Origin of the sequence: Ruminococcus sp. AM42-11 (assembly GCF_003480145.1) — a bacterium.
Lineage (GTDB): Bacteria > Bacillota > Clostridia > Lachnospirales > Lachnospiraceae > Blautia_A > Blautia_A faecis.
Genome location: NZ_QUIO01000001.1, coordinates 243,143 through 258,548, shown reverse-complemented (window position 1 = coordinate 258,548; position 15,406 = coordinate 243,143). Strand labels below are relative to the sequence as shown.

The 15,406-nt window shown below is 41.2% G+C and carries 10 protein-coding genes and 1 pseudogene; all 11 read left to right on the top strand.

Features of this window, described 5'->3' with window-relative positions; genetic code table 11:
- Position 1: 1 nt before the first annotated feature.
- On the top strand, positions 2-889 hold the full coding sequence (locus DW904_RS01105; protein WP_118577716.1) for a carbohydrate ABC transporter permease: 888 nt from the start codon (positions 2-4) through the stop codon (positions 887-889).
- 415 nt (positions 890-1,304) lie between these two features.
- Positions 1,305-2,852, top strand: coding sequence for a family 43 glycosylhydrolase (locus DW904_RS01100; protein WP_118577715.1), 1,548 nt, complete (start codon positions 1,305-1,307; stop codon positions 2,850-2,852).
- 124 nt (positions 2,853-2,976) lie between these two features.
- Positions 2,977-5,463 carry a glycoside hydrolase family 3 N-terminal domain-containing protein gene (locus DW904_RS01095; protein ID WP_118577714.1) on the top strand — a complete coding sequence of 829 codons (2,487 nt, stop codon included), beginning with the start codon at positions 2,977-2,979 and terminating at the stop codon, positions 5,461-5,463.
- A gap of 189 nt (positions 5,464-5,652) precedes the next feature.
- The gene (locus DW904_RS01090) at positions 5,653-8,481 is read left to right on the top strand and encodes an alpha-L-rhamnosidase (protein ID WP_118577713.1); all 2,829 of its coding nucleotides are present in this window, start codon (positions 5,653-5,655) and stop codon (positions 8,479-8,481) included.
- Between the two features lie 113 nt (positions 8,482-8,594).
- Entirely contained in the window at positions 8,595-9,647 is a 1,053-nt protein-coding gene (locus tag DW904_RS01085) for a family 43 glycosylhydrolase (protein WP_118577712.1), read from the top strand.
- Positions 9,647-9,877 (top strand): beta-galactosidase, encoded by a 231-nt coding sequence (locus DW904_RS24805; RefSeq protein ID WP_347561977.1) that lies wholly within the window; start codon positions 9,647-9,649, stop codon positions 9,875-9,877. Before DW904_RS01085 ends, DW904_RS24805 begins: the two co-directional genes overlap by 1 nt.
- On the top strand, positions 9,874-10,314 hold the full coding sequence (locus DW904_RS24800; RefSeq protein WP_347561976.1) for a beta-galactosidase: 441 nt from the start codon (positions 9,874-9,876) through the stop codon (positions 10,312-10,314). The genes DW904_RS24805 and DW904_RS24800 overlap by 4 nt, the downstream gene beginning before the upstream one ends.
- 175 nt (positions 10,315-10,489) lie before the next feature.
- Entirely contained in the window at positions 10,490-11,758 is a 1,269-nt protein-coding gene (locus tag DW904_RS01075; protein WP_118577711.1) for a helix-turn-helix transcriptional regulator, read from the top strand.
- Between the two features lie 157 nt (positions 11,759-11,915).
- Positions 11,916-13,307: pseudogene (locus DW904_RS01070) on the top strand (MFS transporter).
- Between the two features lie 17 nt (positions 13,308-13,324).
- Entirely contained in the window at positions 13,325-13,726 is a 402-nt protein-coding gene (locus tag DW904_RS23395; protein WP_243110242.1) for a hypothetical protein, read from the top strand.
- A gap of 120 nt (positions 13,727-13,846) precedes the next feature.
- Entirely contained in the window at positions 13,847-15,376 is a 1,530-nt protein-coding gene (locus DW904_RS01065) for a hypothetical protein (protein ID WP_243110241.1), read from the top strand.
- Positions 15,377-15,406: the final 30 nt, after the last annotated feature.

Sequence of the window (15,406 nt, the reverse complement as noted above, 5' to 3'; positions counted from 1 at the left end):
GATGGTTGAACATGATAAACTGCAGCAGACATTAATGCATTTATTTATGATCGGGTTGGTATTGTGCTGTGTGCTTCCTTTCCTTTTAATGGTGATGGCCTCTTTCACAGATGAGCAGACACTGATCCGAAACGGGTATAGTTTTTTCCCGGAAAAGTTTAGCCTGGAAACATACCGCTATATTTTCAGAAGTGCAAATACGATTTTCCGTGGATACTTTATGACAGTTTTTGTTACTGTTATTGGTACAACTTGTAACATTGCAATGACAGTATTATTTGCATATCCGCTGTCAAGAAAAGATCTTCCATATCGTAATGCTTTATCATTTATTTTGTTCTTTACGATGTTGTTTAATGGTGGTCTTGTTCCTACATATATGATGTATGCGAACACTTTTCATATCAAAAATACAATCTGGGCACTGATTGTTCCATCATTGATGATGAATGCATTTTATGTCATTATGATGCGTTCATTTTTCACAACCAGCATTCCGGATTCCCTGATTGAGGCTGCGAAGCTGGATGGTGCCAGTGAAATGAAAATTCTGTCAAAGGTAATCCTGCCATTATCAAAACCGATGCTGGTTACACTGGTTCTGATGGTGGGGCTGAATTACTGGAACGACTGGATGAATGGTATGTATTATGTGAATGATAATAGTTTGAATACGATCCAGATGATTTTGAATAATATGATCCAGAATGTAGAATTCCTTTCCAGAAGTGCAAGTATGCTGGGAGCTGACGCTGCAAAGATTAAAATGCCGACTGTAGGTATCCGTATGGGAATTGCAGTAATTGCAGTACTTCCAGTTATGGTAATCTATCCATTCCTGCAGAAATACTTTGTGAAAGGTATTGTTGTGGGTGGCGTAAAGGGCTGATTCGTATAAGTAATTGAATATTCACCGGTGCCTTGAAAATGAGATTTTAAGGCGATTCCAAGGCATAATGATTTGCCGGGAGAAAGCAGGGATTTTTACAGGTTCCTGTTTCTTCCGGCATTTTTATGTAATGAAGAAATTTCCGGATGCATAAAAATCTTATTGAATAGTTTTTTTGGCAATAGGACGATTTTATATATAAAATGGCGAATTTGTGAATGTGCGATTTTGGATTTCTATATTATGATAACATTGGAAAAGATAAAGAATTATCTTTAAGTGCAATTTTACTGAAACAAATGGGGAATAGTATAAAACTAAACATAGGATTAAAAGTAACCATATAGCAAATTGCATTTGTAACTGTGAAGATACTGAACAGTTACGACTAAAAATTGAATAGGAGCGCAATAAAATGAGTAAAAAACAAGCATTTAATCCATACCTTCCATCTTATGAATATATTCCAGATGGTGAACCACGAATATTTGAAGATCGTTTATATATATATGGCAGTCATGACAGGTTTGGCTCAGCTGGCTTTTGTTTGAACGATTATGTATGTTATTCAGCTGATCTGAATAATCTGGCAGAATGGAGATATGAGGGTGTAATTTATCCGAAAACTGCAGATCCGCGAAACCAGAATATTCCAGAAGACGCACCAGAGCAGCAACTTCTTTTCGGAATCAAACCGGAAAAAGAGGAAGACCTGAACCCACGTGGAATTCATGCTCAGTTTGCGCCAGATGTGATACAAGGACCAGATGGGCGTTATTACTTATATTATGGTTTGGATTTTTTGCCTGAAATTGGTGTTGCTGTCTGTGATACACCTGCTGGAAAATACGAATATCTGGGATTGGTAAAACATGCAGATGGAATTCCTTTGGGACAGAAAAAAGGAGATCTGATTCAATTCGATCCTGGAATTTATGTAGAGGGAAATGAAATTTATCTGTATTCAGGCAATGCGCCGATAGCACCGGAGTATGAAAATGGGACACAGGCGTCTCAGGTAATGAAGCTTATGCCAGATATGGTTACCTTAAAGGAAGAACCGAAGAAGCTGCTTCCAAGCATTACAGAAAGTGCAGGTACCGGCTACGAAGGTCATGAATTTTTCGAGGCGAGTTCTATTCGAAAAAACAATGGTTTATATTATCTGGTTTATTCTTCGGTAAAAAGCTCTGAACTTTGTTACGCAGTAAGCGAAAAACCGGATGAAGGATATCGTTATGGTGGAACTTTGGTGGATATTGGGGACTTGACACTTCGGGGAAAAGAGGAGGGAGAAGCAATAAATCCGCTTGGAAACACTCATGGAGGAATGGTGTGTGTAAAAGGGCAATGGTACATATTTTATCATCGACAGACCGCAAGAACGAATTTCAGCCGTCAGGGCTGTGCGGAAAAAATTTATATAAAAGAAGACGGAAGCATTGATCAGGCAGAAGTAACGTCTTGCGGTCTAAATGATGGTCCCCTGGAAGGAAAGGGAGTTTATCCTGCACGTATTTGTTGTCATCTGACTGGAAGCAAACCGATGTGTACTTCACATCCGAGGTTAATGAAAATGGATTATCCATTTCTGACGCAGGATTGCTATGACATCGAGCCGGAATCTGAAGAAGCAAAACAGGAAAAAGAGTTTCCTGTTCAGTATATTGCGAATATTCAGGATAAGAATATTGTGGGATATAAGTATTTTGATTTCAAAGATACGAAAAAACTTACACTTACTATAAGAGCAAGATCTCAAAATGTGGCGGGAAAAATTCTGGTAGGACAGAGTCTTGAGGATTTTTCTTGTGGAATAATACCTGTTGAAATTAGTGAAAACACGGAAAAAAATTGGATAACGGTAAGCTGTGAATTATTACTTGAAAAGGGAACATATCCACTCTATCTGAAATATGAAGGAGTAGGGGAAGTAGATCTGGCGCAGTTTGAATTAATATAAGGAAGTATGCAACCGTATAGAGACAGATGAACATGTCTTATCGGTTAAAAGAGAAATATTATGGTGGTTGATAAGTAACGAATGTATACAAGATACGTATTAGGTTACATGGAGGATGATATAGATGGAAAAATACTTAGATACAACCTTAACCTCAGAGGAGCGTGCACAGGATCTTCTTGGTAAGCTGAGTCTGGAAGAAAAAATGGGACAGGTCAATTGTTTTTTTGCAGAGCATGAAGACATTGAAAAAGCGGCGGCTTATGGAATTGGACAAGTTTCTACTCTGGAAGTACGTCAGATAACAAGTTTGGAAGAAGTAGCAAAATGGCAGGAAAAAATCCAGAAAAAGATCATGGAGCAGTCACCACATCACATTCCGGCAGTTTTTCATATGGAAGGCTTATGTGGTGCATTTATCCAGGATGCGGCAAGTCTTCCATCTGGAATCGGAAGAGGTTCCTCTTTCGACCCGGAACTGGAAGAAAAGCTAAGTGATATTGTGGCAAGACAGGAAACGGCAGTGGGAATTACCCAGGTACTGGCACCAGTATTGGATATTTCCAGGGATTCCCGGCTTGGCCGTCAGGGAGAAACTTATGGAGAGGACTCTACACTGGCTGCCGCAATGGGAGCTGCTTACACGAAAGGTGTACAGAACGCAGTGAAAAGCGGCGGACGTAAGGCAGAATCTGTTGCAAAACATTTTCTTGGTTTTCACGCTTCACAGGCGGCTATTCATGGAGCTACCAGCGAGGTAACAGATAGAACTCTGGAGGAGGTTTATGGGAAACCATTCCAGGCAGCAATCAGTGAATCACAGCTTCGGGGAGTTATGCCTTGCTACTGCAATGTAAACGGAGAACCGCTTTCTGCCTCAAAGAAGCTTCTGACAGGTCTTCTGCGGGATAAGATGGGATTTGATGGTGTAGTGGCTGCTGATTATAGTGCTATTTCTAACGTACATGTGGCACAGTATATGTATGAAAGTGTGACAGAAGCTGGAAAACATTGCCTGGAGGCTGGTCTGGATGTGGAGATGCCTTCCTGTTGCGGGTACAATGAGGAGTTGAAATCCTGGTTCCAGAGCGGAAAGGCAGACATGAAAGCTTTGGATGCTTCGGTTTATCGTGTACTTTGTGCAAAGTTCAGAATGGGACTGTTCGAGCATCCATATGCGCTTAGCGGAGAAGAACTGAAACAGGCATTTTACAAGGAAAGTGATAAGGAATTATTGCTGCAAAGTGCCCGGGAGTCCATGATCCTGATGAAAAATGATGGGGTGCTTCCGATTAAAAAAGATGTAAAGAAAATTGCCGTAATTGGTTGTCATGGAGCAAATGCCAGAAGTTTCTTCGGTGGCTATACACATCTTAGCATGGAAGAAGCTGTACATGCAGTTGCAAATTCTCTGGCTGGTGTGGATGTGAAAAATAATGGGAATGTAGACTGTTCTGTAGTCGAATGCGAAAGTGATGATAGCGCAAATATAAAGGAAAAGGATTTGGCAGTGGGTTACAAGCGTGTTCCCGGAACTCAGATCCAGAGTGATGAAACGGAGGAATTTGATGCAATTCTGCGTTTGCAGAAACCAGATTGTAAAAATATGGTGGAAGGCTTACGGTATGCTATGCCAGATGTGGAAATCAACTATGCATATGGTTATCCCATTGCTGGAAACGACACTTCTCATTTCGCGGAGGCATTGGAAGTGGCAAAACGTGCAGATCTGATTATCCTTACTCTTGGCGGAAAGCATGGTTCCTGCTCTGTTGCTTCTATGGGAGAAGGCGTGGACGGTGCCAATATCAATCTTCCAGAGTGTCAGGATGCATTTATTGAAGAGGCGGCCAAGCTGGGAAAACCAATGGTAGGTGTTCATTTTAATGGACGTCCGATTTCCAGTGACGTAGCAGATAAGCATCTGAATGTAATTGTAGAGGCTTGGAATCCGTCTGAAATGGGTGCACAGGCAATTGCAGATGTGTTGACTGGAGCATACAACCCAAGTGGAAAGCTTCCGGTAACGGTTGCTTATCACACTGGACAGCTTCCAATCTATTACAACCATATGAATGGCTCGGCATGGCATCAGGGAGAAAGTATTGGATTTAAGGACTATGTGGATCTGCCTCATACGCCAAGGTATTATTTTGGACATGGTCTTTCTTATACGACCTTTGAATATGGGAAACTGCAGCTTGACAAGAAGAGATGTTTGACCGGAGAAATAACGGAAGTACTTCCAACGGAAAAAGTTTATCTGACCATGGAAATCAAAAATACTGGCAGCTGCGCAGGTACAGAAGTAGTCCAGCTTTATTTGAAGGATCGTTATGCAAGCAAGACCAGACCCGTTATGGAGCTTGCCGGATTTGCAAGAGTCTATCTGGCTGCTGGAGAGAAAAAACAAGTAGAATTTGAAGTAGCCCCATCCCAGGTAGCATTTCTGGATGAAAACATGCAGTGGAAGATCGAAGCAGGAGACATTGATGTGCTGGTTGGTTCTTCTTCAGCAGATATTCGTCAGCGCAGCAGCTTCCGCATTATGAAAGACGCGTGGATTGATGGAAAAGATAGGAAATTTTATTCTCTTGGCAGAGTAAGATAGGACCAGGATACCAGCTTGAAAAGTAAATTTGATGTAGAAAAAGAAGAAAATTATATGAAAATAAAGATTATTGTAATATTGAGAAAAGCAAGCAGATGATAGAATTATTACGAAGGTCTCAGAAGAACAGATATGAATGAGATGCGTATATAAAGATATTATTAATGAATTTGTAAATGGAGGTACGACATGCAGATATACGATTGTAAAGTAAACCATCTCACCAATCCCCTTGGTTTTCGAATGACCCGGACTGTTTTTTCCTGGAAAGTAAAGAATGCCATCGGAAAACAGCAGACAGAAGCAAGAATCCAGGTGGCTGCAGATGAGAAAATGACACAGATCCTGAATGATACCGGTTGGTCTAAAGAATTGGACAGTCTTGCAAGCAGTGTAGAAGTGGAACTAAAGCCGACAACACGTTATTATTGGAACGTTTCCGTAAGAAGCAATGCCAGCGTGAAAAACGAGGCTGGCGATATGATAACTGAGGAAGCAACTGGGGCGGTACAGTGGTTTGAAACAGGAAAAAGAGAGCAGCCATGGACTGGAAAATGGATTACCTGCAACAATAAAGAAGCACGTCACCCTATATTTGAGAAAGAAATCTGTTTGAAAAAAGAAGTAGAAAAAGCCAGATTATACATCTGTGGTCTTGGGCTTTACGAATCTTATTACAATGGAAAAAGAATCGGGGATGAGTATCTGACGCCTTACAGCAATGACTATACCCAGTGGGTGCAGTACCAGACCTATGATGTGACGAATCTGATTGGAGAAGCAGCTGGAATTACTTCAGGCAACAAGATTTCCATTATTCTTGGAAACGGCTGGTACAAAGGTCGCTTCGGTTTTTCAGAAGAAGGTAAGAATGGTTACTGGGGAAAAGAGTGGAAGTTGATCGCTGAGCTTCAGTTGTTCTACAAAGATGGAACCAGTGAGATAATTGGTACAGATGACAGCTGGACGGTGAAGAGAAGCAATATTACATTCTCCAATCTGTACGATGGAGAGCACCAGGATGACACGCTGGAGACAATACCAGAGGAGCTGGCAGTATTCTGTGATGCACCGGAAGGCACATTATCTGACCGGATGAGTCTTCCAGTAAGGATGCACGAAACCTTTAAACCGGTGAAATTGCTTCATACACCTGCCGGGGAAGAAGTGTTTGATCTGGGACAGGAATTTGCCGGGATTTTTACCCTCCGTGTACAGGAACCAAAAGGAACGAAAATACATATTCAGACGGGAGAAGTCCTGCAGAATGACAACTTTTATAACGATAATCTCCGCAGTGCAAAGTCAGAATACATCTATATTTCAGACGGAAAAGAACACATTCTGATGCCTCATTTTACTTATTTCGGATATCGTTATGTGAAGGTGGAGGGGGTTCATGACCTGAAAAAAGAAGACTTCACAGGCATTGCGCTGTACAGTGAAATGAAAGAGGCAGGACAGCTGGAAACAGGTAATCCTTTGGTAAACAGACTGGTGGAAAATGCCCGTTGGGGACTGAAAAGCAACTTTATCGATGTACCTACAGACTGTCCGCAGCGTGACGAACGTCTGGGATGGACCGGTGATGCACAGGTATTTTCCCCAACGGCAACTTATCTGGAGGATACCTATGCATTCTATGCAAAATATCTGTACGATATGGGAAAAGAACAGTCTCACAGAGGGGGAAAAGTTGCAGATGTAATTCCGTCTCCTGGTGTGGACAGCACAGCCTGCGTATGGGGAGATGCAGCCTGCATTATGCCGTGGAATTTGTATCTTTTCTATGGTGATAAGGCAATTCTGGAAGACCAGTTTGAGAGCATGAAAAGCTGGGTGGATTATGTACGGAAGGTTGATGGAGACAATCATGGCTGGCGTTATGTTTTCCACTATGGAGACTGGCTGGCACTGGATAATCCCAATCCGGGACCAGAGACAGTTATGGGAGGAACAGACGAGGAATTTATTGCCAATCTGTACTATGCAGTCAGCGCAGGACTTGTGGCAAAAGCAGCAGGTGTGATTGGTAAAAAAGCAGAGCAGGAAGAATACCAGAAGCTGTCCGAGGAGCAGTTTGAAATTGTGAAAAAAGAGTATTACAGTCCGACTGGACGATGCTGTATCAAGACGCAGACAGCCCTTCTGCTGACGTTGAAGTATAATCTTTCTGGCAATGAAGAACTGGTGAAAAATCAGCTTCGCAAGCTTTATGAGAAAAATAATGGAAAGCTGAAAACTGGTTTTGTGGGAACTCCTTTAATGTGTAATATTCTGTCCGACAATGGTATGGAGGATATCGCATATGGCTTACTTCTCAACGAAGAATACCCAGGCTGGCTGTACGAAGTGAAGCTTGGGGCGACTACCGTCTGGGAGCGTTGGAACAGTCTTCTTCCGGATGGAACTATTTCTGGAATCGGCATGAACAGCATGAATCATTATTCCTATGGCTCCATTGTAGAGTGGATGTTTCGTCATGGTGCAGGAATTAATACTGTGGACAACATGCCTGGGCTTAGAAAAATTTCTATGGCACCTACACCAAATCCGGAGCTTGGTTTCATGAACGCTTCCTATGATTCCTCCTGCGGTACTTATAAGTGTGGATGGAAACTGCTATCTGATGACGAGATCCAGATTACTGCGGAGGTTCCGTTTGGTGGACAGGCAGAACTAATACTGCCATATGCGCCAAAAGAGATTTTTGAGGATAAGGATAATCTTGTAACTGCAAATGTGAAGGATGGAATCTGCATTCTGGAGCCAGGTACGTATGAGATACAGTATAAGCTGACAAAGTCCATGAAAAAAGAATTCAGTCTGGATTCTACCTGTCGTGAGCTTTTGAAAAATGCAGAGATTAAAGCGTTTATGGATGAAGAAAAATGGGATGTTCCATTGCAGTATCTGGGTAATACAGTCAATGAAATGCATGAGCTTTTCCCGCCGGCAGCACCGGAAGAAAGAATGGAGCGGCTGGAGGAGTTTCTTGTAAATTTTAATAATAGATAGATATGAAGGATTGTGAGAGCAGCGTAGCTGCAGAATAATCTGTGGTATCGAGTTAGTGTCAAAAGATTTTTTGACACTAATATCATAGATATGTGATGAGAGAGGAAAATGACATGTACAATTCAATTAAACCCGGCCAGATATGGCTGGATACAGAAGGAAAGCGGATTCAGGCACATGGCGGGAGCGTCATGTACCTGGATGGAACTTATTACTGGTATGGGGAAAACAAAGAGAAGACAACTGGAAAAGATAATATCTGGCACTGGGGCGTACGCTGTTACACCTCAAAGGATCTGTATAACTGGGAAGATAAAGGCCTGATTATTCCGCCGGAAACAGCTGATCCAGACTCATCACTTCATCCAACATCCATGATGGACAGACCGCATATCATCTATAACAAAGGCACTGGAAAATTTGTGTGCTGGCTGAAAATAATGAACAAGGATGGCACTCAGAGCGAGACAATTCTCACTGCAGACCATATTCTGGGACCTTATAAAAAAGTAAGAGAAGGATTTCGTCCACTGAATATGAGTGCCGGGGATTTCGACCTTGCAGTGGCACCGGATGGGAAAGCATATTATTATTTCGAACGTGTACACAGCGAGACAATCTGTGCGGATCTGACGGAAGATTACACAGATGTGACCGGCTATTATACCACTCATTTTCCAAACAAATATCCGCCGTTTGTCAGAGAGGCAACCTCTCATTTTGTGAGAAAAGGAAAGCACTATCTGATCACATCAGGAACCAGTGGGTATCTGCCGAACCCATCTGAAGTGGCAATCGCAGATACCTGGCATGGTCCTTACAAAGTACTTGGAAATCCTCATCCGCAGGATGAAAGCCATACCTCTTACTACTCACAGATATCCTGTGTATTCAAAGTAGAAGGAAAAAAAGACCTGTATATTGCAATGGCTGACCGCTGGGTTCCAGACCATATGGATTACAAATACGAAGAATATGCCAAGGGTTTTGAACAGATATTCAATGAAGATTACGAAGGTCCAGCTATTGACCTGGCGAAAAAATTCGGGGATGACAGCAAACGTAATACTTCCATTGCTGACTATGTCTGGCTGCCATTTCGTTTTGAGGGGGAGATGGCTTATCTGGACTGGAAAGATGAATGGAAGATAGAGGAATTTAAATAATGAGAAAACACCAAAATTTTCAATGGAATGAAATGACAATGGGAACCTGTTATTATCCGGAACAGTGGGATAAAAAATTATGGCAGGATGACTTGCGGAGAATGAAAGCAGTAGGAATTTCTGTAATACGTATAGCAGAATTTGCCTGGAATAAAGTGGAACCGGAAGAAGGAAACTTTATATTCACTTTCTGGGATGAGTTCCTTGAGTTATGTAAATCGGAAAAATGAAAGTAATATTTGGAACACCAACAGCTACTTCTCCAGCCTGGCTTACAGAAAAATATCCGGAAGTGCTGAATTGCCGTCAGGATGGTGTGGTATATTGCCATGGATCCAGAAGACAGTATAATTATAACTCAAAAAAGTATAGGGAATTATCAGCTCGAATCGTTGAGAAATTAGCAGAACATTATGGAAAACATCCGGCTATTGTGGGCTGGCAGATTGATAATGAGCTAAATTGCGGAATAGATGAATTTTATTCGGAATCAGATTCGATAGCTTTTCGTAATTTTGTAAAAGAAAAATATAAAACACTGGATAGACTTAACCTGAATTATTCATGGTGCAGTTATCAGTTCAGATACTGTTCCGTGAATAATTCAGGATTATACAGGTTCAACGCAGGAAATATTGTTAAAAACGCGTATGAAACTGTTATATGATAGTAAAATTGTGTGCGGAAAATTTGCATAGAAGCATATGGAACTGCTGTGTATGAGATGTTATAAAGAAGATTTCAGGAGAAAATAGTGGAAAAATAATTTGAAAAAGAGTTTCAGGTTATCTATAATATATGACAAAGATGAATGATCCATAAGAAATAAGGAGAAGAAGTCTATGGGATATATAGAAGGAATGGATAATCTGGAAGAGTATGCTGTGCCTATACGAATCCGTATTTTTGCAGGTCAGGTGAATGCTGCAGCTAATCTGGGAACCTGGTGCTTTGTTTCCAGTGAAAGTCTGATGTATTCTACATGCATTATGGAAAAGGAATTTCTAGGCTTTTTGAAACTGGGTAAATGCCTGGAAATCATGGAAGAACATAAAGAGGATATGCACCGTCCTTTTATCATTAGCGATCCTTTAGGGCTGGTCTGGATGAGCGAATATGCATATCTGGAAAATAAGCCTGCAATGCTGATTATTCTTGGTCCAATGTTTCTTAGCCAGACTTCCGTGAAACATATTGAAAAGGCACTTCGGGAACGAGTGTCCTCTATACATATGCAGCGACAGATGATGCGAACTTTGGCAAATGTGCCAGTGATTCCATTGACATCCTTAAATCAATATGGAAAAATGCTGCATTTTACACTTACCTCAGAGAAAATTCAAACATCGGATTTTCTCTATTATGGAGAGCAGAATTCAGGAAACAATATCCTGGAACAAGAGGACAAGGTGCAGACAGGGCAGCCGGAAATGAATCCGGAACGGATACTAAGAGGAGAAAAAATGATTCTCCAGGCAATACGTGATGGGAACCCTGCTTATGAGGAAATTCTGGAAAGAGAGAGTAACTACAACAGTGGATTTATCAGTATGACAGGAGATGCTCTTCGTGACTGGAAAAACACTCAGCTTGTTTTCAATGCATTATGTAGCCGTGCGGCAATGGACGGCGGCATATCTGTTCATGCAGCAAAGGAAATTGAGCTACGCATATCTGGTGAGATTGAGAAATGTAAAACCATTACCGAGCTGAAAAATATTGCGGGAAATATGCTGGATGAATATGTAAAACGTGTTCGGGAAGGGCAGGAGACACCTCTGATTTCTAAAGCAATCCAGGAGTGCTGCGATTATATCAGAGCTAATGTATTAAGTTCTCTTACAGTGGAATCCATTGCAAAGGAACTGGGCTATACTACATATTATTTTACAAAGAAATTCAGTAAAGAAATGGGAATCAAAGTGACGGATTACATAAAACAGACACGCATTGAGTATGCAAAAATTGTACTGATTACTACTACGAAAAGTATACAGGACATCAGCGATTCCCTTCATTTTGGAACCCGGAATTATTTTAGTAAGGTATTCCGTGAAATAACTGGAATGTCCCCGGCGGAGTTCCGAGAGAACGCAGGAAGGAAGGGATAAAAATCGGCGTTTGAGTATCCAAATTCTTCTTTAATGCAAAAAAGAGCGAAAAAGTGTAATCAATAACGAAAACAGACACGTGCATTTTAAAAGCATTGTACTATACTGAATTTACCTTAAAAAAGCGGAAGTGTGGAGCAAAAGAAAGGAGAAACAAATGGAAAAGGTAAAGGATGTAAAAAAGAATAAGGATGATAAGATTGGATTCGGTGGTTTAATGCTCTGGCAGAGTCGTGCCGTGTCTCACTCTGTTGTGGTGCTAATGCTAGGCTATCTGATGATCTATGCCACAGATACTTTGAAAATTCCGGCAGCAGCAGTCAGTCTCATTTTGTTAGCAAGTAAGGTTTTTGATGGTGTTACCGATATGGTAGCAGGATTTATTGTTGATCGTACAGAAACGAAGTGGGGAAAAGCAAGACCTTATGAAATTTTTATTGTTGGCTTGTGGATTTGTACTTGGCTGTTATTCTCCTGTCCAGAATCACTTAGCACTACTATGAAATGTGTATGGATTTTCATTATGTACACATTGGCTCAGTCTGTATGCTATACATTTTTAAATGCAAATGAGACACCTTATAAGGTGCGTGCATACAATGAAAAACAGGTCGTAAAGCTGACTTCTTATGGAAGTGTTGTAACTATGCTGGCAGCTGTTGCATTTAATGTCACATTTCCGACTCTGATGGGAAAGATTGCAACATCCGCTTCTGGCTGGAGCAGACTGATTCTGATGTTTGCCGTGCCTATGGCAGCAATCGGTATTCTGCGTATGCTCTTTGTAAAAGAAAAATATGACGTAGATGTGACTACACGTTAGGGAGAAAAATTAAAAGTAAAGGATATTCTTACTGTCGTAAAAATAGACAAATATATTCTTCTTATTGCGCTAATGTCACTTATATTTAACTTTGTGTGCAATATGGGTGTAAACGTATATTATTTTACATACGTAGTTGGGAATGTAGGTCTTATGGGTGCTACTTACATTGCGCAGATAGTTGCGATTCCGTTGGCCTTTGTTTTCCCAAAGCTTATTTCCAGATTTTCCACTGTGAAACTGATGTTTGTAGGATTTTTGGTATCTGCATTAGGATATCTGATTAACTTTTTTGCTGGTTCGAACATGGTGCTTCTAATGGTGGGGGCTGTGTTTACCGGTGCTGGAACAATCCCTGTAAGTATGCTGATTTCACTTGTAATTATCGAATGTGCTGATTTCAATGAATGGAAAGGAATTCCGAGAATGGAAGGTACTATGAGCAGCATTAATAATTTTGGTGGTAAAGTTGGTGCTGCACTTGGAACTGGAGCGCTTGGTGTTTTATTATCTCTGGCTGGCTATACTGGAAGCGCCGAAAATATGTCAGATAGTGTAGTTACTATGATTCGTATGCTTTATAGTCTTGTGCCCATGGTCCTTTATGTATTGACTGCATTTTCATTGAAATTGTATACACTTGATAAGATTATGTCACAAATCAAAGCAGACAATGAAGCAAGAAGGGCAGCAGCAGGAAATGTCCAGTCTGATATTCAGGAATAATTGGGGAGGCGGAGACAATGAGAATGATTTATGACGCGAAAACAGATCCCCAGTTTCAGGATGGATACATTGATATTAATGAAAAACGTGTGCGCAAAATGGAAAATGGAACAGAGATGCCATATCGCTACATGCATGGTGGATTTACCGGGACAGCAGTAAGATTTTCTCTCTGCTTCCCGGAAAAGGAAGCCTATGAGGGCAGATTTTATCAGTATTTGTCCCCATTTCCAGGACCAGAGGAGGAACTTGCATCTCTGGATAAAGATGGGGAAAATGATAAGATTGCCTTTTGCATTACTCATGGCGCTTATTATGTGGAGTCCAATATGGGCTCTGGCGCTGTGTTTACCAATACAGAAGATAACACCATGACTTACCGTTCCAGCGCAGCTTGTGCCGAATTTTCGCGAAAATAGCACAAAATCTATGGCTATGAGCATCGCCCATATGGATATGTCTACGGAGGAAGCGGTGGTGGTTATCGTACCATTGCCTGCATTGAGAATACGAATGCATTTGATGGAGCGGCACCCTATGTGATTGGTTCTCCTTATGCAATTCCCAATTGCCAAACTACAAGAGCTTATGCGGAAAGAATTCTCAGACACAAGATTCAACAGATTATTGATGCTGTGGATGCAGGTGGAAGCGGAAATCCGTATGAAGGATTAAATGAGGAAGAGAAAAAGGCTTTAAAGGAAGTTACATTGTTTGGCTATCCATTAAAAAGTTGGTTTGCTAGTGCAGATCTTAATGACGGCTCCCTTCCAGTTCTTGCTCCCGGGGTGAAAGTAATGGATCCTTCTTATTTCGAAGATTACTGGAAGGTTCCTGGATATCTGGGCGCTGATCCAGAGGGAAATGCTGCAAAAGATCGTATTTGTATAGATACGAAGATTCATTTCCTTTTTGTTCCTAGTAAAAAAGAACAGACTCAGGGAAAAAATGATAATAGAAACGGAGTAAATGATGCGTGGAAAAAGATGATTAGTGATGAGAGTACAGAGGAAGAACCTTGGTTGGAACTGGATCAGCTTCCACAGAATGAAGACCTTTATCTGAAAGGAGCAGTACTGGAGTTTATAGATGGAAAGGCCCAAGGACGTAAGCTGCAGATTGGACGAATTGAAAGGCAGAAAGTTTATATTATCGAAGGATTCGGAATGGATCCAATTCAGGAAACTCTGACTATGGCAGAAAATGGTGATAGTGTACATTTGGATAATTCTGATTATATTGCAATTCAGACGTATCACAGACATCAGATTCCATCCGCAGATTACCATGCCTGGGATCAGTTTCGTGATGAAAATGGTGAGCCATTATATCCACAGCAAAAAATGTTATTGGGACCTGTTTTCTGTGGAAACGGACCTGGATGTGAGCAGAATGGACTGATACAGGGTAAGATTATTATCGTGGCTTCCATTATGGATGAACAGGCATATCCATGGCAGGCTGATTGGTATAGAAGAAAGGTTGATTCTGTACATAATGGAAACGACAGTGATTATTGCAGATTATGGTATTTTGATAATGTACTTCATGATGACCAGAGAGACTCTGTTGATGAGCTTCATGCAACTACCTATTTGTCCGGATTATGGCAGACACTGATTGATCTGGCGGCATGGGTAGAGAAGAATAAAGCTCCACTGGCATCCAGCAATTATCAGGTAAAGGTAGGCCACGTGGAAATGGGGGAGAATACAGCAGAACGCGGGGGAATCCAGCCGGTTGTACACTTTTTTGCAAATGGAAGGAAATGTGCACATGTAAAAGCTGGGGAAAGTGTTACTTTCACAGCCGAAGCAGAAGTTCCGGAAGGTGCAGGTTTCCTGACATCTGTGGAATGGAGTTTTGAAGGAGAAACGGATTTTCCATACAAGGGAGCATTTCAGCTGTCAGAGGACGGAAGAAAGGGTATTGCCCAAACAAATCATAGTTTTTCAGAAAAGGGCACTTATTTCGCTGTTGTAAGGATAAGATCCCAGAGAGAAGGAAATACGGCGGATGTATTTACTCAGGTGAGAAATATTGACAGAGTAAGAGTTGTGGTGGAGTAGAACTGAAAAAGGTAAGTTAACTTAATATAA

Coding starts and splice junctions, on each gene's coding strand:
- DW904_RS01105 (WP_118577716.1), top strand. CDS start 2: ATGGTTGAACATGATAAACTGCAGCAGACATTAATGCATTTATTTATG.
- DW904_RS01100 (WP_118577715.1), top strand. CDS start 1,305: ATGAGTAAAAAACAAGCATTTAATCCATACCTTCCATCTTATGAATAT.
- DW904_RS01095 (WP_118577714.1), top strand. CDS start 2,977: ATGGAAAAATACTTAGATACAACCTTAACCTCAGAGGAGCGTGCACAG.
- DW904_RS01090 (WP_118577713.1), top strand. CDS start 5,653: ATGCAGATATACGATTGTAAAGTAAACCATCTCACCAATCCCCTTGGT.
- DW904_RS01085 (WP_118577712.1), top strand. CDS start 8,595: ATGTACAATTCAATTAAACCCGGCCAGATATGGCTGGATACAGAAGGA.
- DW904_RS24805 (WP_347561977.1), top strand. CDS start 9,647: ATGAGAAAACACCAAAATTTTCAATGGAATGAAATGACAATGGGAACC.
- DW904_RS24800 (WP_347561976.1), top strand. CDS start 9,874: ATGAAAGTAATATTTGGAACACCAACAGCTACTTCTCCAGCCTGGCTT.
- DW904_RS01075 (WP_118577711.1), top strand. CDS start 10,490: ATGGGATATATAGAAGGAATGGATAATCTGGAAGAGTATGCTGTGCCT.
- DW904_RS23395 (WP_243110242.1), top strand. CDS start 13,325: ATGAGAATGATTTATGACGCGAAAACAGATCCCCAGTTTCAGGATGGA.